This window comes from Peribacillus sp. YIM B13472, from assembly GCF_042788005.1.
Lineage (GTDB): Bacteria > Bacillota > Bacilli > Bacillales > DSM-1321 > Peribacillus > Peribacillus simplex_E.
Window position 1 is genome coordinate 209,178 of the sequence record NZ_JBHZPG010000003.1, and the last position, 18,454, is coordinate 227,631.

Sequence of the window (18,454 nt, forward strand, 5' to 3'; positions counted from 1 at the left end):
GAATTAAAGAGGGGATCCATTTGGATCCCCTCTTTATCTTCACTCTGTTTTCTCTTTTGTCGGTATATCTTCCCCAGCCCCTTCAGGCTGGGATAATTCAATATTGAATGTCTCTCCTTCCTTTACTTTTTTCCCGGCCTCAAGACTTTGTTTACTCACATATCCAGTACCTTCAGTTTTTAGATCCAGTTTTGCAACCTTAGCCAATTTCATAACATCGCGCAGGGACCATCCCTTCATGTCAGGAACTTTCATTTCGCCTTCCGTCCTCAGGATTATCTTTTCACCCTGCAAGAGTATGCTCCCCGCTTTTGGGGATTGATCGACCACCTTACGCCCACTTCCGATCGTACTTACATCATAGCCAAGTTCCTTCAGTTCTTTGACAGCTGAACTCTCGGTTTGATTCGCATAGTCAACGATTTTATTTGCTTTTTGTTTTTTAACTTCCGAAGGCTTTATGTTTAGATATTGCAGGCTATTTTGCATGACAGGATTAAATATCTCTGACAATGGATCAGCCCCAACATAAGATACACCTAACTTCGGCTGCTTGACAGCCACATACATGACCAACTGCGGATCATCTTTTGGAGCCATGCCTAAAAAGGAGAATACATAGTTATTTTTCCCTTCTAAATATCTACCTGTCGGACCAGGAATTTGTGCAGTACCGGTTTTCCCCGCTACTTCATATCCATCAATGGCATATTTTTTCCCTGTTCCTTTTTTCGCGGAAATTACCGTTTCCAAATAATCACGTACTTGTTTTGCAGTTTCTGCCGAAATCGGTTGCCCTGTCACTTTCGGCTTTGTCGTTTTCAAAATTTTTCCGGTATCTTGATCGGAAATGCTTTTTATCACGTACGGCCGCATCATTTTTCCGTCATTGGCTATTGCGGATGCAGCTTGGATTTGTTGAATCGGTGTAACGGTCGAACCCTGTCCAAAGGAAGTAGTAACTTTTTCAAGCTTATACTTGTATTGAATTTTTCCAGTTATCTCGTTCGGCAGATCAATTCCCGTTTTTTTATCAAATCCGAACTTAGTCAAATACTCACGGAAAGTATCCGCTCCTATCTTATCCATGGCAAGAGTAGCAAAAGCGACATTGGAGGAGCGTTGAACCCCTTCAAGAAAGGTCATGCTCTTTCCTCTTTCGATTCCGCTATGATCTCCGATTTTCCCCGATCCGGCTTTGTAGGTTCCAGCGACAAAGCTTTCATTCGGATTAAAGACCCCTTCCTCAACAGCCGCGGCAAGGGTGAATGTTTTCATGGTTGATCCCGGTTCGAAGGTTTCTTCAATGGCCAGGTTACGCCAAGTATCCGTAAGCCCGACTTTCGTTGCCGGATGGAAGGTAGGCCTCTGCCCCATCGCCACGATCTCCCCCGTTTTCGGATTGGAGACAATCGCTATGATTTGTTCAGGATCGTATTTTTCCTGCACTTTGCTCATCGAATCTTCCAGGAACGTTTGTATTTTCTTGTCGATGGTAAGCATGACATCATTACCATTATCCGGAGCAACAACCTTTTCCTCCTTATCAGGTAAGAGGAAGCCCCATGAGTCACTGTCATATGTCAGCTTCCCATCCGTTTCCTGCAATTCTTTATTGAGGTACCTTTCGATGCCAAACTTACCAGCCATTTCTCCCGTTTCTTCATCCTTTTCTACATAGCCAATCAGATGGGAAGCGAAAATTCCATTAGGATAAAAACGTTTATTGGTTCTTCCGAATGTAATTCCCGGCAGTTCCAATTTTTCTATTTTCTGCTTGACGACCTGAGTCAAATCCTTGCCGGCACTGCCAAACTCCACCTGGTATGCCCCTTTTTTCGTAAGTCTTTCATAGATGTCCTGTTCATCCATGTCGATATATTTAGCAAGCTTATTCGCGGTCATCTCCGGATCCTTGACATGCTCCGGCTCCTTTTCACTGAGTACAGCCCTTAAGATATAGGAGGAAGTATCCTCGGCGATGACTTCACCTTTAGTATCAAGTATGCTTCCCCTTTTTGCTTCTATGACCTGTTTTTTTTCATATTTCTTGTCGATTTTTGAAGCCAGTACCTCCCCGCCTGCTGTACCTGTCACCTGAATATACAAAAAGCGGCAGACTAACACAAAAAAGAGCAGGCCGAATAAGAAGAATAATCCGGCTGCCCCATGCTTCATATTTTTTTGTTTCTGCATTATCACTGCACACCCTTCACATTATTCTCATTTAACTTGAACCCTAGCGCTGCAGCTTTTTTCCAAATTCTTTCGTATGTACTAAGTTCAGCAACCTGCACTTTCAAATCATCATTCACTTTCCCCTGTTCTTCAATGGACGTTTCCACTAGCTGGATTTCTTTATTCGTTTCATAGATGGCCGCTTGATTAGAGACTATTTTCACTCCCATAAAGGCAACCATGATAGCAAGGGCACATAGTAAGAAAACTTCACCAATGGATATCTTCGCTTTACGGATGACCACTGTTTGATGCGTCTGTTGCTGCTGTTGGTCTTCATATTGCTGTTCTTGTATTTTTTTGGCTATGGAACTCATTCATGTTCCCCCTCTACTGATTTTTTTCTGTGATTATTGCTTTTCGGCGATTCTTAGCTTAGCCGACCGGGAACGATTATTCCCTTCCAATTCTTCTTCTGAAGGCAAAATCGGTTTTCTCGTAATTATTTTCATAGTTGGTTTGAATTCATCCGGGATAACTGGAAGTCCAGGCGGAAGGTCCGGCATGCTACTGGCTTTTTTAAATACCGTTTTACAAATTCTATCCTCTAGTGAATGGAATGTAATGACAGATATTCTTCCTTCTTTATCCAAAAGCGATATGGCTTGCTCCAAGGAATCTTCAAAGACACCAAGTTCGTCATTCACAGCGATTCTTATTGCTTGGAACACTCGTTTCGCAGGGTGTCCGCCTTTACGTCTTGCCGGGGCCGGTATCCCATCCTTAATTAACTCCACAAGCTCGAACGTCGTTTCAATCGGTTTTATTTCACGTGCCGCTTCAATTTTCCTGGCAATTTGTTTCGAAAACTTTTCTTCGCCATATTGGAAGAAAATTCTCAGCAAATCATGGAATGACCAAGTATTCACGACATCATAGGCAGAAATGGCAGCACTTTGGTCCATCCTCATATCCAAAGGTGCATCATGGTTATAGCTGAAACCACGCTCTGGTGTATCCAATTGTGGGGATGACACACCTAAATCATAAAGGATCCCGTCCACTTTCTCGATTCCCCGGGCATTCAACTCTTCTTTTAAGTATTTAAAATTATTAGGAACAAGAACAATACGTTCGCCATAGCTCTCCAATTTTTCCTTAGCATTCCGAATCGCCGTTTCGTCCTGATCAAAAGCATAAAGCCTACCCTTGTCAGAGAGCTGTGAAAGTAAGTATTCGCTGTGACCGGCTCCTCCTAAAGTACAATCCACATAAATTCCATCAGGTTTGATGTTCAATCCATCAACCGTCTCTTTTAATAACACTGTTGTATGTTGAAACATGTTAGACATCCTTCCAATCGGTTATTGAGTGACCCTATTTCTGGGGGCAGCCTTAAATATCAAAGCCAATCATATTTTCTGCTATCTCAGCGAAAGAATCCTCAGAAGCTGAAAAATAGTTTTCCCAAAGGGATTTGCTCCAAATCTCAATACGATTGGTAACACCAAGAATTACACATTCTTTTTCCAATTGGCCATATGAAGTAAGCGGCGTGGGGATATTAATTCGCCCTTGTTTATCAATTTCGCATTCTGTAGCTGCAGAAAAGAAAAAACGGGTAAAGGCTCGGGCATCTTTTTTTGTTAAGGGCAGGGCTTTCAGCTTTTCTTCAAGCAGCTTCCACTCTTCCATAGGGTAACCAAATAAACATTGATCGAGTCCGCGGGTAAGGACAAATTGCTCCCCGAGATTCTCCCTGAATTTCACTGGGACTATCAAACGGCCTTTTATATCGATGTTATGATGGTACTCTCCCATGAACATACCCACTACCCCCACATTCTAATCTCAATGTACCACATTCCCCCACCTTTCTCCACTTGTTTTTACTTTCTCCTTCCAAGTAAAAATTCCCTTCTTTTCTACTTAAGTTTATTTAGCCAAATTATTCACAGAAACGTGCAATTCCCTCGAATGGACTCAGACTAAGACGCAGTCCCACCATTACTGTCGAAGCACTACCTGACAAGAGCCCAGGAAACAGAAAAAAAGACAGGCTTTAGCACCTGTCTTTTTACACTTTTTAATCCATCCGGCAAAATTGGTTTGTGGCAACCCCATTCAAAATGATGTGTCCGCCACTTTTCCCCAAAACGGATGGTTTTTCTAAATGAAAATCAATTTATGCTGATTATTGAACCGGTATTCCAGTTTCATCATATCCCGTACGAACTCTGGCCCGTATTGATTCAAGTAATAAAACACATTCCAAATCCTCTCCTGGGGTGATCCAAGAGGGTACAGTGAATTTGCGATCCGTTCATATTTTTTCAATATGAACGAATGCCGTTCCTTTGTACGGTCACCGATTTTGCCATACATGAAATTCAATTGCTTTTGAATGAATTCAATGTTTTTGTTCAACATCGGCTCAAGTCCCCTATCTAATGAGACAGCGTGGGCAAATAGCTTTTCATGGTTCTCTTCAAGCTGTGATTTCAGTGTCCCGAACAGGATGTCAATCGTCTCATCTTTCACCGAATCAAGGTAATCTTTCACAGCATTAGCGGTTCCTTCAGTCAGAACAGTTTCCAAACTGAGTTCCATTTCTTCAACGTCGCTATGGATACTGCGCTCTATCAGCGTGATGTTTAACCTAGGAATGATTGGCGGCATCTTCATGGAAAACAACTCAAATGCCTTTTTTAATTCTGCCCAATAAGCTATTTCCCCAGGTCCAGAAACGAAAGCCAATACAGGGAACAGCATTTCCTGCATGAGCGGGCGTGTAATGACATTGTTGCTTAATCGTTCTGGATGATTTTTGGCTATCTGCAATAGTTCCTCCCCGGTGAATGATACCTCACCGTTTTTTCCGCTGAAACCGCCTTCTACACGTTCGAGTAAACATCGATCTTTTTTTTCTGGATCATAATAAAATAAATTAGCTGCCCGATTATCCATTTCAATCATTTTTGCATACCCTTTCGCATGCATGAATGATTGCTGTTCCTCGACCACTTCAGCAATCCGTCCACTTTCCTTGACCATCGATTCAAAGAACGCCTTCTCAATTCGCCTTAATTCCGGATCTCCGGCATCGACTAGTAAAAGGCCATATTCTTTGAACCATTCATGAATCAGTCTGGCGAAGAAATCGACGAAAGTATTCGATTGCTTAATGGTTTCCTTCATATCAATCAGGAGTTTATTCGTAAAGGCCGTTTCTCCATAAGTTTCAATGATTTCCTCAAGCCACTTTTCAGCCTTATCCGTTTCCAGCTCTACATCAGAAACCATTGTTTTATACGGCTGATAGGAAGGGTAGGTTTTTTTATCGGGTTTACCGTTTTTCATAACATAAACATGATTGACTTCAGCCAAATCATGATCTTCTCCAGCTATCCAAAAAACTGGAATGACTGGCTGCCCCAGTTCTTTTTCCTGTTCTTCCGCAAGCTTAATGATCGAAATCACTTTATGAATGGTATACAGCGGCCCTGATAATAACCCAGCCTGCTGTCCTCCAATCACCACCACGGAATCATCCCTGCGCAACCTTTCAATATTCCCCTTAACTGCCTCACTGATTGAAAAACGAGACATGTATTGTTGTATGTAATCCGACAATTCATCACGTAAAAAAGAGCGGTTCATCAATTCATCATATCTATTGAAATAAATGTCAGGCTTAGACAAGTCATAGTGAAAATAATCCTCCGTTTCAAGACGGTTCTGTAAATAGTCCGATGCAAAACGGTTTAAAGATGGTAACGCGAGATCTTTCATCTCCATTTCTGTTCTCCCTTTCTCTGCAACTACAATTCTTTTTAGAGTATAACATTCCGGTTTAAGAAAACAAAAGAAGTTGCCCAGCAGCAGAAAATTGATGCATGTTCTATGTTATGTAGTCAATATCTTCGTAATACTTGTAATTATTCCAATGGAAAATAATAGAAGGTAAGCTACAAAAAAGAAGGCGAAGTTCACTCTCCAAAAACCCTTTAATACCTTATGGAAAATGATTTCTTCTTTTACCTTGTAATGGACAAGGACCACCACGAATGCGTTGATGATCATGATTAGCATGATCACCCAAAGAATTTGCTTATCCCAAATCGTAATGATCAAATAATGGACGGATAATACGAACAGCAGCGTACTCATGTCCATTGCAAATTGAACGGAGCGCCTATGGTTTCCAGTGAATTGTTTGGCACTTATAAAAAAAAGTAAATAACCTAGGAAAGGCAAGGTAATAAATATCGCGGCAAGACTTGAAACTACGTACGGCACATTCTCATCCCCCCTGAGACTCTTTTCCTTTGACCATCTTATATAGAGAAGATGTCAGGCAATCACTTTTCCCTTTACTCTTTGCCTCCGAGAGGATATGACCCAAAATAGCATCAATTTCCGTTTTACGGCCATTTTCTATATCTTTTAGCATTGACGATCGATTTTCTGCAGTTGCCATACAAACGGATTTCACATGTTCAAATGACTCATCCTTATTTTGAACTTCCAAAATACCGGAGATTTCTTCAAAAAGATCTTGAAATAATTGGTAGTAAAAGGGGTTAGTGATTAAACCGCCATTTTCCACATCAAGTATCGCCGTTAACGGATTTATCACTGCATTAACGACGAGCTTATCGATCAGCATCGAGTGAAAATCCTCACTCTTCGCAAAAGGAAAATGATCGATCCTTTCATTCACTAAAGATAGTTGCTCAAGTTCCCCTTTAAAGGAAGCGACCCTTGTAATGCCGTGCCCTGTATGCTCCACGGTATTCCCGTCATGTTTCAATGCCCCATGCTCCACTACCCCCACATATATGGTCGGGGATTGAAGCTGCTTTAAATAAGAAATATGCCCATAGCCATTCTGCAAGAATAGCAATGGAACCTGAATAACTTTTATCCTAGGCAGCATTTGCTGCAGGTGATATTGCTTGACGGCCAATATTAGAAGCTCCACATCCGATATCCCATCATCCAAGGCCTTGGAAATGATGCCTGTCAGCAGTCTGCTTTCACCATCCGCAATAAGACGGATTCCATCACGTTGGATGATGGACGCCTGATCCGCAGTATGTGTATAGAGTGTCACACTATGTTTTTCACTTAAATGAGACGCAAACAGCAGCCCTATGGCCCCTCCCCCAATGATTCCAATTCTCATAATTCCCTTCCTTACTTATTGAAATATATTCACTATTTTATCACATTATCTTTTTTATCCTGCATCAATTTTCCCATCGTTGGAAATCGCAGCACATCTGGTTGAATGAAATTGAACTGCCATTAACAAGGCTCGTCATAAAATACCAATGGAAAGAATTATTAATACGCCATTGAAGATATATTTTCTTCTTTAAGCGTTAATTTAATGGTATATTAGATACGAAAAGCTTAGCCATTTTGAATACTTTTAGGAACAAAAGATAACTCCAAACTCAACCCGCGAGAAATTGCAGGGAAAAGGGCGGGGATAAAAGGCTATAAGCATTTAGACAGCTAGGATAAGTCGATGATGGCATACTAGATTTGACCTAAGCTGGAGTTCCACATCGTAAAGATCAGTGGGATGACTTTCAAAGGGTACTATCGGAAGAGGTTTATCAGAATTAAGGGGGAGCTTTTTTATGGAATACAAGGTGGAACGATTACTTGTAAATTTTAAAACGCTTGAGGAATTCAAAAAATTCAAAGAATACGGGATACAGGAACTGTCAATGCTAGATGATTTAGAGGGTAACATCATCGAAAATGACAGCCAATCACCTTTTTACGGAATCTTTTATGGCGACAAACTTGTAGCCCGCATGAGCCTGTATAAAAGAAGTGCTAAATTCGACCAGTATTTTGACAAGTCTAGGGACTTCCTTGTTCTTTGGAAACTTGAAGTCCTGCCTAACTATCAGAAAAAAGGTTATGGAAGAGCTTTGGTCGAATTCGCCAAAAGCCTGAACATGCCTATCAAAACCAATCCAAGAGTTCATTCACAAGACTTTTGGAAAAAGATGGGTTTTTCTGCTGTTTCCTATGATTTGGACAGGGACCTCGGAGAAAACCCGCTGATTTGGAGCCCATTTGACATACAAGATAATAAAGAAATAGATACACAAGAATAATGAAGCATCAAGAAAATGCGGGCGGATTTTCCCACCCGCATTTTTTATTTATTGACCCTTTCCAGATTACCATTCTTATCCATTTGGAAACTCACCTTAGGATTGGTCTTTTCGTCCTCTTGTACACTTAGTTTTCTTGCGCGCTCCATAATCTGCATTAACGCACGGTAATCTTCCTCAACAGCTTTCAGGTTTTCTTTAAGCAATACATTCTCTTCCAATAATCGGGCATTTTCCCGTTCAAGAAATAGGGACCGCTCAGAAATCCTTTCTTTTTCCTTATTATCAAGCTGAAAGAATTCATCCATTTTAGTTAAATATAATATAACTTCCTGAAGGGTAATAGATTCTTTATCTTCATGCTCGGGCGTTTTTTCATCAATCGTGACATTCTCCACCACTGCAACCGAATCCCTTTCCATTTCAGGATTATTGACTACCTGTTCTTTCCTTTGTTTTTTCGCCAGCTCTATCCCAGACTTATATTGCTTCCTTACAAATGAATTCCAACGGAACCCACAAGCGGCAGATGTCCTTGATAACTGTTTCCCCACTTCTTCAAACGCCTTTAATTGTGTACTGCCTTCTCGTATATGCCTCAGTACCACTTCAGCCAACAACAGATCCTCATCATGAGTCCATGCATCTTGTCTCGCAATCGTCATCTCTCTACCTCCCAGCAAGTTTTAATTCATAATATGCACATGCTAGGAAAGATAGAAGATATATAGAGCGTGTAATATTTATTTTTTCTTATTTAAAAAACGATCGACTGCAGCATGATGCTCATCACTCGCCCACAGTTTAGAACATTCCCGGATTTCCGCATCCATTCTTCCTTTAAGCCCGCTACCCTGCCATTTATGGACCAGCAATCGTTTATAGGCCATCAATACCCCTGTCTCATGACGAAGGAAATCTTCTGCGAACCTTTCCCATCCATCCGTACCTTCTCCGACTATCTCATCTACGAAACCAAATTCCTTTGCTTCCTCAGATTTATGTATTTTTGCATCCAATAATAGCTTTAGCGCTTTTTGCTCTGCTATTTTTTCAAGTAAAAGTGAAGCTCCGCCCCAGCCTGTCGTTATTCCCAGTGTACCTTGCACAAACCCTAGCTTGACTTCGCTCTTTGCTAATCTGAAATCACAAGCTGTCGCTATTTCGCATCCACCGCCGAAAGCACTTCCATTGATGAGCGCTATTGTTGGTTTTGGGAAAGCTGCTAGTTTATACAGAATTTCACCCATTTTCGATAACATAGCAAATGCCTCTTCTTCTGTGTGCAAATCCTGAAATTCCCTTAGATCCCCACCTGAACAGAATGCCTCAGAGCCCGCCCCTGTCAGGACTAGCAACTTAACTTCATCATCGTATGCAGCTTCTGACAATATCGACTCAAGTTCGTCCATCAATTGATAATTCACGGCATTCCTTTTCTCCGGTCTATTAAATAGGAGCTTCATGAAACCGCGTTTATCCTTTTCAACTTCAATCACCTGATCCATGTAAACACCTTCTCCAAAATCATCGGCAAACACAGATGATTCAAAATATTCTGCCAAATGCATTTATAAAAAAAGCACAGAGAAAAATCCCTGCGCTTTGATTAGCGTGTTGCATCAAGAAAGCAAAGCTCTCAAGTAGGTCAAGAAATTATTTTGCGACAACTTCTTTTCCTTTATATGTTCCACATTCTTTACAAACGTGATGTGAAAGAGTCATTCCACCACAGCTTGGGCATTCTACCATACCAGGTACTTGAAGCTTGAAGTGCGTACGACGTTTTCTTTTTACAGTTTTCGACGTTCTTCTAAAAGGTACAGCCATTATTCCCACCTCCTTAAAAAATATAAAAAAGCTGGAAAAATCGGATTAACGATTTTTCGTTCCAATCAAGATTCTTTATTGTTGTCAAAAAAGTCGGCAAGCTTTGCAAATCTCGGATCAACCTTATGCTCATTTTCCTCTTCAGAAATAACAGCCCAGTCTTTTCCGGATTGAGGAGCAGCTTCGTTCGAATCGACATCCTCACAAAAAACCTGCATCGGAATTTCTAGCAATAAATTTTCTTTAATTACCGGTATTAGGTCTACAACTTCACCTTCCACAACAGTGACATCATCTCCGTAGAAATCAGCGTCATCTGCCTTTAAAAGAAAGGTTTCCTTTGTATCAATATCAATCGGATATTTAACGTCTACCAGTGTACGGGAGCAAGGTAATGTTAATTCACCTGAAAGATGCAAGTGAAAAGTAATCTCGGTCGAGCTGATATCAGCTCTTCCTGCTACTCTGATCGGAGAAACATCGCGAATTTGCGGGTCTCTTTCTCTAATGTCCAAGACATCCACCAGTTCATCAAACCGTAAATCTTTGTCCCGAATTTTTTGAAGTTGACTAATCGTCCATTTCAAATGAAATCACCTCAAGGCAACAAAAATAATTATAGCTTTCAATTATAAGTTTGTCAATATTTTTTCTTTACACTATAATGTAGTCATCCTAACTGATTATCTAAGTTTAAGAATCATTTCAAACAAAGAATCCGGGCGATTACTTATAGTAATTTTACTTGAAATACTATTTTAGCACTAAGTTGATAAAATACAAAGTTTTTCTCTGAGGTGAACGAATGAAAGCTTGCGGTTTAGTAGTCGAATATAACCCTTTTCACAATGGACATGTTTTACATGCAAGAGTAAGTAGAGAAAAAACAGGTGCAGATGTTGTGGTCGCTGTTATGAGCGGACCCTTCTTACAGCGTGGCGAGCCCGCTATTGTCAGCAAGTGGACACGTGCCGAAATGGCCTTGAACGGCGGCATAGATCTTGTCATTGAGCTGCCCTATGCTTTCGCGACACAGAAGGCGGAAATATTTGCAAAAGGATCTATTTCTCTTTTGGAATCCCTTGGCTGTGACTCCTTTTGCTTTGGAAGCGAGGATGGCAGAATTGAACCATTCATCACCGCCCACAGAATTCTATCGGATAATTCCGCTGCATTCGATGCCGCAATTAAATCGGCTATGGATGCCGGTAATAGTTATCCGGCCAGTGCTGCCCAGGCTTATCGATCGATCATCAATGGTGATGCCGAATTGGATTTGACGAAGCCAAATAATATTCTTGGAAAGGAATATGTAAGTGCTGCACTTTCAAACGGCTACTCCATTCGCCCTTATACGATTCAAAGGGTCGCTGCCGGATACCATGAAACAAAGTTGTCCAAAGACCCTATTGCCAGTGCTACGGGGATACGTAAAGCCATCCATGAACACCAGGAGTTAAATGCTGTTTCCAGTTATATTCCTCAACCGACGATGAATGGCCTTGAGCAATATTTAGCGCACTACCATGCCTTGCATGACTGGGAAATGTATTGGCGCATGTTGAAATACCGAATCCTTTCGTCCTCTTTAACCGAATTGGCAGGGATATACGAAATTGAGGAAGGCATTGAACACCGGATAAAGGAGATGGCCAAACAATCTTCGAGCTTTTCTGTCTTCATGGCAGCCCTGAAGACAAAACGCTACACATGGACACGACTACAACGGATGTGTGTCCATATATTGACTCATACATTAAAGGAACAGGTGATTCACAATGACCAACCAGCCTATATCAGACTTCTTGGCATGAATGGCCGGGGACAAGATTATCTTCGCACTGTAAAAAAAGGCTTACCCCTCCCGCTCATCTCTAAACTTTCGTCCTATCAGAAACAGGACATCGATACGGACTTGCGAGCGGCACAGGTGTATGCATTGGGCTTGTCGGAACCATATCAAGCTGCATTGATGAAACGGGAATATGAATCTCCCATCATTTTCAAATGAAGAGTGGTTTAAGCTTGGCACATCCATCCTTAAGAGTAAAAATCAATCATCAAAAAAAGCGCAAACAGTAGATGACTGCCTGCGCTTTTTTTCATTTTTCTTTTAGCTTCGTTAAATAAGCTATTGCATCATCAAAGTTGTCCACCGGGACGATCTTCATGTCCGTGTCGATATCCTTTGCTGCAATAAGTGCATCTTCATAATTCGAACCTGCTGCTCCGTTTTCATTCGGGGCAAAGAATATTTCGGCTCCTGACTTATCGGCTGCAACTATTTTCTGTTGAATTCCGCCAATTGGACCAACTGTCCCATCGTCGGACATCGTCCCTGTCCCCGCTATGTCATATCCCTTTGTAAGATCGCCCTTTGTTAATTGATTATAAATTTCCAATGAAAACATTAAACCAGCCGAAGGACCGCCTATTTGTTCTGAATCTATGGAAATCGCCGGTTTTGTAGTCACTTTTCGATTATCATCCAGCGAAATGCCTATTCCTACCCTATTTGGGTCATTTTTAAAAGGCTGCAAAGAAAGAACGGCCGTTTTCTCCGTCTCTTCCCGCTTATACACTATTTTAACTTCGTCTCCAGCCTTCTTTCCGTTAATATAGTTCATGAATTCCTGTGCAGACTTGAATTTAACATCATCGACCTGAATGATTTGATCGCCCGCTTTCAGCTCTTTAGCTGCCGGCATTCCTTTTAGCACGTCCAAAACATATACACCCAGGTACTCGTATTCGACTTCTTTCCCTGCTTTTTCATATGCGATCTGAATGGCATTATTTTTAGAACCATCCATTAAGTGCAGCTGCCTGATATTATATTCTTCATCTGTTTCATCTTCGCTTCGAATGGAGGTTTCCGGATAAAGTTCCTGATATTTGCTCCACTTCGCCAGCATGTAGGAATATACATTCGCCCGGCCCATCCTTACAGTGGTTAACATAAAGCTTCCTTTTGCTTCATCTCCTCCGGATACCTCAATGATTGGCTCCAATTCTTTAGCCATTCCTGGTTTTGATACATAAAAAGGTAGGGAATAAAGGGCTGATGCTATGAGAAGTATAGCCACCACCAGGAAAGTGCGTACATACATTTTACGGCTCATCTTCAAAGGACTCCTTCCAAGTAACAATACTCTGCTTAATTTGATCTATCTTTCCTCTTGCAGCTTCTTCTCCAATACTAATTATTTCCTGTACGTTTGTAAATGATTTCGAGCTGTATTTCTCCACTCTGGGGCGTATCATGACGTCTGAAGCAAACTCCCTGCTTTTAACAAGCTCCATTTGCAGGATATCGAGGCTTTGCATGATGACGTCATAGATGGAGTTTATCTCCATATCCTGTTTCACGTGGGCTACATCCACGCCAATTATGATGTCTGCTCCCATATCCTTCACGACTGAAACAGGAACCCTGTCAACAACGCCTCCATCAACAAGCAGTCTGTTTCCGATTTTTTCGGGAATGAAAATGCCGGGAATGGAGATGCTTGCCCTTACAGCCGGTGCGATGGGACCTTCCTGAAAAATTACTTTTTCCCCCGTTTTTATATCAGTGGCGACCACCGCCACAGGAATATCAAGTTCTTCAAATTTCTTGCCATATGTAAATACCCTGATTAAATCCTTTGTCCGTTTACCCGAAATGAAGCCCATTTTAGGTATGGTGAAGTCTAAATAATACTTTCGCTTAAATGCACGGGACAACTTATACAGCCTCTCGATATCCGACCCCGCTCCATAAAAGGCAGCAACCATAGCCCCCATGCTGCTTCCGGCAATCATATCTATCGGAATGCCTTCTTGCTGTAATACCTTTATCACGCCAATATGTGCAAACCCCCTAGCTCCTCCTGACCCAAGTGCAAGCCCGACCTTTGGTTTCGACAAAGATATCCCTCCCGCTGTAACTAGTTCAAAATATTGAAATAACGCTCATTCAAAGTTATGGTCTTAAACGGATTTATAGAAGCATATTATTTATATTGACAGTGAAACAAGCATGGCGGATATAACCTATGTAGCCAATAAAGTGAGGTCTTCATTGAAATTCCATTGTGCGGATCATCCTCATTTATACATGTCGGTACAATCCAAATTCCATCATGCGCTTACTTTTCGAGAAAAGGAAGTTCATATTTTATTATATACGAAACGAACTGCCCTTATTTAGAAACCTTCAAGAGGAGGCTGAATTTTGCTAAAATCAAAATCTAAAACAGTACTGTTAGCTACCTCCGTCACGATGATGGCAGTTGGCTTGATCATCTTCCCCCAAGAATCCTTTGAAGCTTCCAAAGGCGGACTGAATATTTGGTGGACAATTGTTTTCCCTTCGCTTCTACCTTTCTTGATTCTCTCGGAGTTATTAATCAGTTTTGGTGTTGTCAGGTTCATTGGCGTCATGCTCGAACCATTCATGCGTCCCTTATTCCGTGTACCAGGTGTAGGCGGTTTCGTTTGGGCGATGGGACTTGCATCAGGGTTTCCAGCTGGAGCGAAATACACTGTGAGGCTTCGTCAGGAAGAACAATTGACACGCATCGAAGCGGAAAGACTCGTTTGTTTTACTAATTCATCCAATCCATTGTTTCTGTTCGTTGCCGTTGCCGTTGGGTTTTTCCATAATCCTCATTTAGGGATCATCCTTGCACTTTCCCACTACCTAGGAAATTTTTGTGTAGGCATCATCATGCGTTTTTACCGTTGGAAAGAAGAAAAATCCCATACTAATGTAATGGCCAAGCTCCCCTCCATAAGACAAGCCTTTAGCCAAATGCATCGAACCAGAATAAAAGAAACAAGACCATTTGGCAGTTTACTTGGAGATGCGGTACTCTCATCCATTCAAACCCTATTAATGATCGGGGGATTCATCATTCTCTTTTCGGTGGTGAACAAGCTTTTATTTCATATGAACATTACCGGATTGCTGGCATCGGGGGTCAGAGGAATTTTACATATTTTCAATTTCCCCGATTCCTTAAGCTTTCCCTTCATATCAGGCATGTTTGAAATGACTCTTGGTTCAAAATTAACCAGTACGGTCGAAGATGCGACACTCTTTCAGCAAACTGTGATGACAAGTTTCATCTTAGCTTTCAACGGTTTCAGCATTCAAGCGCAAGTTGCCAGCATCATTGCCGCAACAGACATTCGTTTCACTCCCTTTTTTCTGGCAAGGATAGCACATGGCCTTCTGGCATCCATTATTACCGTCTTACTTTGGGAACCATTCTATAAAGGCAATATGTACAGCGGCAGCCCGATAAATGCATTCCCAGTCAGCGGTTCAGGTGAACACGCGAATTCGCTATATCAGAACATGCTTGATTTCGGACCCGTTCTGACACTCGTGTTTTTGATCCTATACATCATCATATTTACCAAAAGGCTATTCAAAGGCCTTTCGTAAACCGAAAAAAGAGCATTGCGCGTTTGCAATGCTCTTTTTTCTATCCTTTCAGTTCCTCGTATTTTTTGGCCAGGGCTTTCTCGACGACGCTTGGCACTAGTTCGGAGATATCCCCACCATACTTCGCAACCTCTTTCACGATACTGGAACTCAAGAAAGAATATTGATTTTTCGTCATGATAAAGAATGACTCTATTTTATTGTTAAGGAATCGGTTCATCGAGGTTCCCTGCATTTCATATTCAAAGTCGGAAGTCGCCCTCAATCCCCTGATGATGGCATTCGCGGAAACGCTTTCAGCATAGTCGACCGTCAATCCCTGATAGAAATCCACTTTAACATTCGGCATATGGGCAGTCGCTTCAGTAATCAATTCTAGTCTCTCCTCCACAGTAAAAAGTGAATTTTTCGCTGAATTGTTCACGATGACCACATATACCTCATCAAAAACATTCGCTCCCCTTTGAATGATATCAAGATGACCAAATGTTATTGGATCAAAACTCCCCGGACAAATCGCTATTTTGGACATTCATAGTTCCCCCTGTTCGTGTACGTTTCCCCATTGATAAATCGTAACGGCAATGACGCCATAAACTTCTTTTCTCTTAACGGTAAAGTCACCAACTTTTTCTGGCAATGTAACATCATGGCCATGCTCACAAACAATGTATCCCATATCATTCAGCAATCGGTATTTATGTATTTCTTCAAGAATCTCGACAAGCTTTTGTTTCTTATAAGGTGGATCAAGAAAAATCAATTCAAAAGTCATTTCCCTTTTCACCAAAGCCTTCAGTGCACGCTCTGAATCATTTTTATAAACTTCTGCACGGTCTGAAAACTTGCATAGCTCCAAATTGGCCTTAACCGTTTGATTTGCTTTAAAATCCCGGTCGACAAATATGGCTTTATCCATGCCTCTGCTTAACGCTTCAATTCCCAGTCCACCGCTCCCGGCAAACAAGTCGAGGACCAGCCCTCCTTCGAAATAAGGACCAATCATGTTGAAAATGGATTCCTTGACTTTATCAGTAGTCGGCCGGGTTCCTGTACCCGGTACAGCCTTAAGTGGTCTTCCTTTGCAAATTCCGGAAACGACCCTCATTATCCTCACCACATTTTATGACAAATTTCTGTTACTTTCCTATCCTAACATATTAGAAAAAGCTAGCCAATATTTAAACCGATTTGGCTTCACTTCCAAGATGAAAAACGACTTATCATTTCGGACCACGAAAGGAAGATATCCATTCTTTTTATAAATCTTTTACATATTGAATAATAAAGTGGTTTTTGGCAATAATGTGAATAACAACATTCCTTTTTAGGTGTTGTTGCCAACCGCGGAGAAGGCTTACGTTTCCCCATAAGTTCTTCCTCCGGTTTCTCCTCTCCCTTTGCCTTCTGGTCCTTAGTTAGACATAGAAGGACCCTGCATATTTTTGCAGGGCTTTTTTTTTTGATAAACCTCTGATATCTAATTTTCTTTGTCATGGTTCGTCAATGAAGTTGTCCTTCTCTTTTATGAGGGATAATGATAAAGTAATGAATAATAAGTTAGTTAGGAGAGGTTTAATTGATTCAACGTTTTATTGAAATTGGACAAGGATATTCCGATATATATGAGTTGCTGGAAGTAGGCCGCAATCAGCAACATCGAGTTGCAAGGCTTTTGGCCATGCATACTACTATTGATGATAAAAAGGTAACATCATTGGTTATCGTCATGCAGCCCACGGATCCTGGGAAATTCCAGCCACTTTACATTTGCCGTGAAGGTATACCGAACCCTCATGCCACCAAAAACAAACGCTATGAGCTTTTTGAGAACTTGGCGGAGGAACTGGATAGACCAATTATTGAAATCGACGTGAAACCTTCGGTGCTCTTTGCAGAAATCGAGTTGTACTACCAACACTTAATCGGCATTCTGCGAATGAATAGATATTTGCCCCCATTGGGTTGATGTTGATGCCCTGAATTGAAAAAGGCTGACTCCGCATGAGTCAGCTTTTTTCAAATTCCCATTTTATAATCATATTCTTTCGCTTTATCCGGTTTGGAGTTTTCGAACTCCACCTTCAAAAAAGGCTTGTAAGAAAGGTCCACTTTTTTAACGAACGAATAATTATTCAGCTTTTCCACTAGTGGTTCCACTTCATCCATATTCGTATAAAGCACTACATATTTCAACTTTTTTGAAACATAATGGATATTTCCAAATTTCCTAAGCATTTTGGCTTGTTTTAATGTATGTAAATAGACGATGATTCCCTGTCTCGCTCCAAGCATATCAATAACTCCCTTTTATAAAGGTTTTAACTAAGTGTAGCATAGCAGAATCTTTACTTTCAACCAAGAAAAAAAGATTATAAACAAAATTATCTCACTATTAAGAATATATACACTGTGAAGGGAGCCAAACAACGATGGATTTAAACCAAATTTGGAGTCAATTTATTGATCATCTATTAGATAATGATGAAATTACCCAAGCTTCGATAAAAAAGTTCACAGGTATACCATTTATATATATCCATTATATTCCTCCACAAAATGGTAATAGTAAGCTTTCTTTCTTAATAAAAAAAGCTGCAAGCCTTTCAATGCGTGGCAAGCAGCTTCATTGTGAAACCATTTTCGTACGGCAGGAAGAACATTTATATGTATTCCGGCATCGTTTTTATGTGCCGCAGCAAAAGATGTTTTGCTGTGGCAACCTTTGTCCGGATTGTATCTTATTTCGCAGTTAATCTCTTTGTAACGTATCCGGTTGACCCACTGTCTCGACTTCCATACATGATACAGCCACCGAACTCCGTAGCAATGTCGAATTTCGATGGCTGCATGTTCTTATATACCGGCCTGA

At 41.1% G+C, this 18,454-nt stretch carries 21 protein-coding genes; 5 read left to right on the plus strand and 16 right to left on the minus strand.

Going from position 1 to position 18,454, the window contains the following annotated elements; translation table 11 throughout:
- Window positions 1-39: 39 nt before the first annotated feature.
- From ACFX4I_RS04175 to ACFX4I_RS04205, 7 genes are all read right to left on the minus strand, one after another.
- The gene (locus tag ACFX4I_RS04175) at window positions 40-2,196 is read right to left on the minus strand and encodes a penicillin-binding protein (RefSeq protein ID WP_377419298.1); all 2,157 of its coding nucleotides are present in this window, start codon (window positions 2,194-2,196) and stop codon (window positions 40-42) included.
- Window positions 2,197-2,198: 2 nt separating this feature from the next.
- Window positions 2,199-2,555, minus strand: coding sequence for a cell division protein FtsL (gene ftsL / locus ACFX4I_RS04180; RefSeq protein WP_230301176.1), 357 nt, complete (start codon window positions 2,553-2,555; stop codon window positions 2,199-2,201).
- A 33-nt stretch (window positions 2,556-2,588) separates the two neighbouring features.
- On the minus strand, window positions 2,589-3,521 hold the full coding sequence (rsmH, locus tag ACFX4I_RS04185; RefSeq protein ID WP_034313911.1) for a 16S rRNA (cytosine(1402)-N(4))-methyltransferase RsmH: 933 nt from the start codon (window positions 3,519-3,521) through the stop codon (window positions 2,589-2,591).
- A 52-nt stretch (window positions 3,522-3,573) separates the two neighbouring features.
- On the minus strand, window positions 3,574-4,005 hold the full coding sequence (gene mraZ, locus ACFX4I_RS04190; protein ID WP_034313914.1) for a division/cell wall cluster transcriptional repressor MraZ: 432 nt from the start codon (window positions 4,003-4,005) through the stop codon (window positions 3,574-3,576).
- Between the two features lie 342 nt (window positions 4,006-4,347).
- A complete protein-coding gene (bshC, locus tag ACFX4I_RS04195; RefSeq protein ID WP_377419300.1) occupies window positions 4,348-5,976 on the minus strand; it encodes a bacillithiol biosynthesis cysteine-adding enzyme BshC in 1,629 nt (542 codons plus the stop codon).
- A gap of 108 nt (window positions 5,977-6,084) precedes the next feature.
- Complete coding sequence (locus tag ACFX4I_RS04200) at window positions 6,085-6,477, minus strand: DUF3397 domain-containing protein (RefSeq protein WP_377419302.1); 393 nt, start codon at window positions 6,475-6,477, stop codon at window positions 6,085-6,087.
- A 4-nt stretch (window positions 6,478-6,481) separates the two neighbouring features.
- Window positions 6,482-7,366, minus strand: coding sequence for a 2-dehydropantoate 2-reductase (locus ACFX4I_RS04205; RefSeq protein WP_377419304.1), 885 nt, complete (start codon window positions 7,364-7,366; stop codon window positions 6,482-6,484).
- Between the two features lie 463 nt (window positions 7,367-7,829).
- Between ACFX4I_RS04205 and ACFX4I_RS04210 the strand changes: the two genes are divergently transcribed.
- On the plus strand, window positions 7,830-8,318 hold the full coding sequence (locus tag ACFX4I_RS04210) for an N-acetyltransferase (protein ID WP_283917362.1): 489 nt from the start codon (window positions 7,830-7,832) through the stop codon (window positions 8,316-8,318).
- 44 nt (window positions 8,319-8,362) lie between these two features.
- Here the strand turns inward: ACFX4I_RS04210 and ACFX4I_RS04215 are convergent, their stop codons facing one another.
- The 4 genes from ACFX4I_RS04215 to ACFX4I_RS04230 all read right to left on the minus strand — a co-directional run bounded on the left by ACFX4I_RS04215 (window position 8,363) and on the right by ACFX4I_RS04230 (window position 10,735).
- Window positions 8,363-8,983, minus strand: a complete 621-nt coding sequence (locus ACFX4I_RS04215) for an RsfA family transcriptional regulator (protein ID WP_377419306.1) — start codon at window positions 8,981-8,983, stop codon at window positions 8,363-8,365.
- Between the two features lie 78 nt (window positions 8,984-9,061).
- A complete protein-coding gene (locus ACFX4I_RS04220; RefSeq protein WP_377419308.1) occupies window positions 9,062-9,826 on the minus strand; it encodes an enoyl-CoA hydratase/isomerase family protein in 765 nt (254 codons plus the stop codon).
- Window positions 9,827-9,974: 148 nt separating this feature from the next.
- Entirely contained in the window at window positions 9,975-10,148 is a 174-nt protein-coding gene (rpmF, locus tag ACFX4I_RS04225) for a 50S ribosomal protein L32 (RefSeq protein WP_034313929.1), read from the minus strand.
- 65 nt (window positions 10,149-10,213) lie between these two features.
- Window positions 10,214-10,735, minus strand: coding sequence for a YceD family protein (locus ACFX4I_RS04230; RefSeq protein WP_230301183.1), 522 nt, complete (start codon window positions 10,733-10,735; stop codon window positions 10,214-10,216).
- Between the two features lie 218 nt (window positions 10,736-10,953).
- Between ACFX4I_RS04230 and ACFX4I_RS04235 the strand changes: the two genes are divergently transcribed.
- Window positions 10,954-12,159 carry a nucleotidyltransferase gene (locus tag ACFX4I_RS04235; RefSeq protein WP_377419310.1) on the plus strand — a complete coding sequence of 402 codons (1,206 nt, stop codon included), beginning with the start codon at window positions 10,954-10,956 and terminating at the stop codon, window positions 12,157-12,159.
- A 91-nt stretch (window positions 12,160-12,250) separates the two neighbouring features.
- Here the strand turns inward: ACFX4I_RS04235 and ACFX4I_RS04240 are convergent, their stop codons facing one another.
- Both ACFX4I_RS04240 and ACFX4I_RS04245 read right to left on the minus strand, forming a co-directional pair.
- Window positions 12,251-13,270, minus strand: a complete 1,020-nt coding sequence (locus tag ACFX4I_RS04240; protein ID WP_230301185.1) for a SepM family pheromone-processing serine protease — start codon at window positions 13,268-13,270, stop codon at window positions 12,251-12,253.
- Window positions 13,260-14,057, minus strand: a complete 798-nt coding sequence (locus ACFX4I_RS04245; protein ID WP_137018809.1) for a patatin-like phospholipase family protein — start codon at window positions 14,055-14,057, stop codon at window positions 13,260-13,262. The genes ACFX4I_RS04240 and ACFX4I_RS04245 overlap by 11 nt, the downstream gene beginning before the upstream one ends.
- Window positions 14,058-14,364: 307 nt before the next feature.
- On the opposite strand from ACFX4I_RS04245, the gene ylbJ reads away from it, so the two are divergent.
- The gene (ylbJ, locus tag ACFX4I_RS04250) at window positions 14,365-15,582 is read left to right on the plus strand and encodes a sporulation integral membrane protein YlbJ (RefSeq protein ID WP_230301186.1); all 1,218 of its coding nucleotides are present in this window, start codon (window positions 14,365-14,367) and stop codon (window positions 15,580-15,582) included.
- Window positions 15,583-15,622: 40 nt separating this feature from the next.
- Here the strand turns inward: ylbJ and coaD are convergent, their stop codons facing one another.
- Both coaD and rsmD read right to left on the minus strand, forming a co-directional pair.
- Complete coding sequence (coaD, locus tag ACFX4I_RS04255; RefSeq protein WP_098371098.1) at window positions 15,623-16,114, minus strand: pantetheine-phosphate adenylyltransferase; 492 nt, start codon at window positions 16,112-16,114, stop codon at window positions 15,623-15,625.
- Window positions 16,115-16,690 carry a 16S rRNA (guanine(966)-N(2))-methyltransferase RsmD gene (gene rsmD, locus ACFX4I_RS04260; RefSeq protein WP_034313946.1) on the minus strand — a complete coding sequence of 192 codons (576 nt, stop codon included), beginning with the start codon at window positions 16,688-16,690 and terminating at the stop codon, window positions 16,115-16,117.
- Window positions 16,691-17,161: 471 nt separating this feature from the next.
- On the opposite strand from rsmD, the gene ACFX4I_RS04265 reads away from it, so the two are divergent.
- Entirely contained in the window at window positions 17,162-17,551 is a 390-nt protein-coding gene (locus ACFX4I_RS04265; protein WP_377419312.1) for a DUF7147 family protein, read from the plus strand.
- Window positions 17,552-17,601: 50 nt separating this feature from the next.
- Here ACFX4I_RS04265 and ACFX4I_RS04270 read toward each other — a convergent pair whose 3' ends face one another.
- Window positions 17,602-17,877, minus strand: coding sequence for a YlbG family protein (locus tag ACFX4I_RS04270; RefSeq protein WP_048684554.1), 276 nt, complete (start codon window positions 17,875-17,877; stop codon window positions 17,602-17,604).
- A gap of 137 nt (window positions 17,878-18,014) precedes the next feature.
- Here ACFX4I_RS04270 and ACFX4I_RS04275 point away from each other — a divergent pair, with 137 nt between their 5' ends.
- Window positions 18,015-18,338, plus strand: coding sequence for a hypothetical protein (locus tag ACFX4I_RS04275; RefSeq protein ID WP_377419314.1), 324 nt, complete (start codon window positions 18,015-18,017; stop codon window positions 18,336-18,338).
- The last annotated feature ends 116 nt before the right edge of the window (window positions 18,339-18,454 follow it).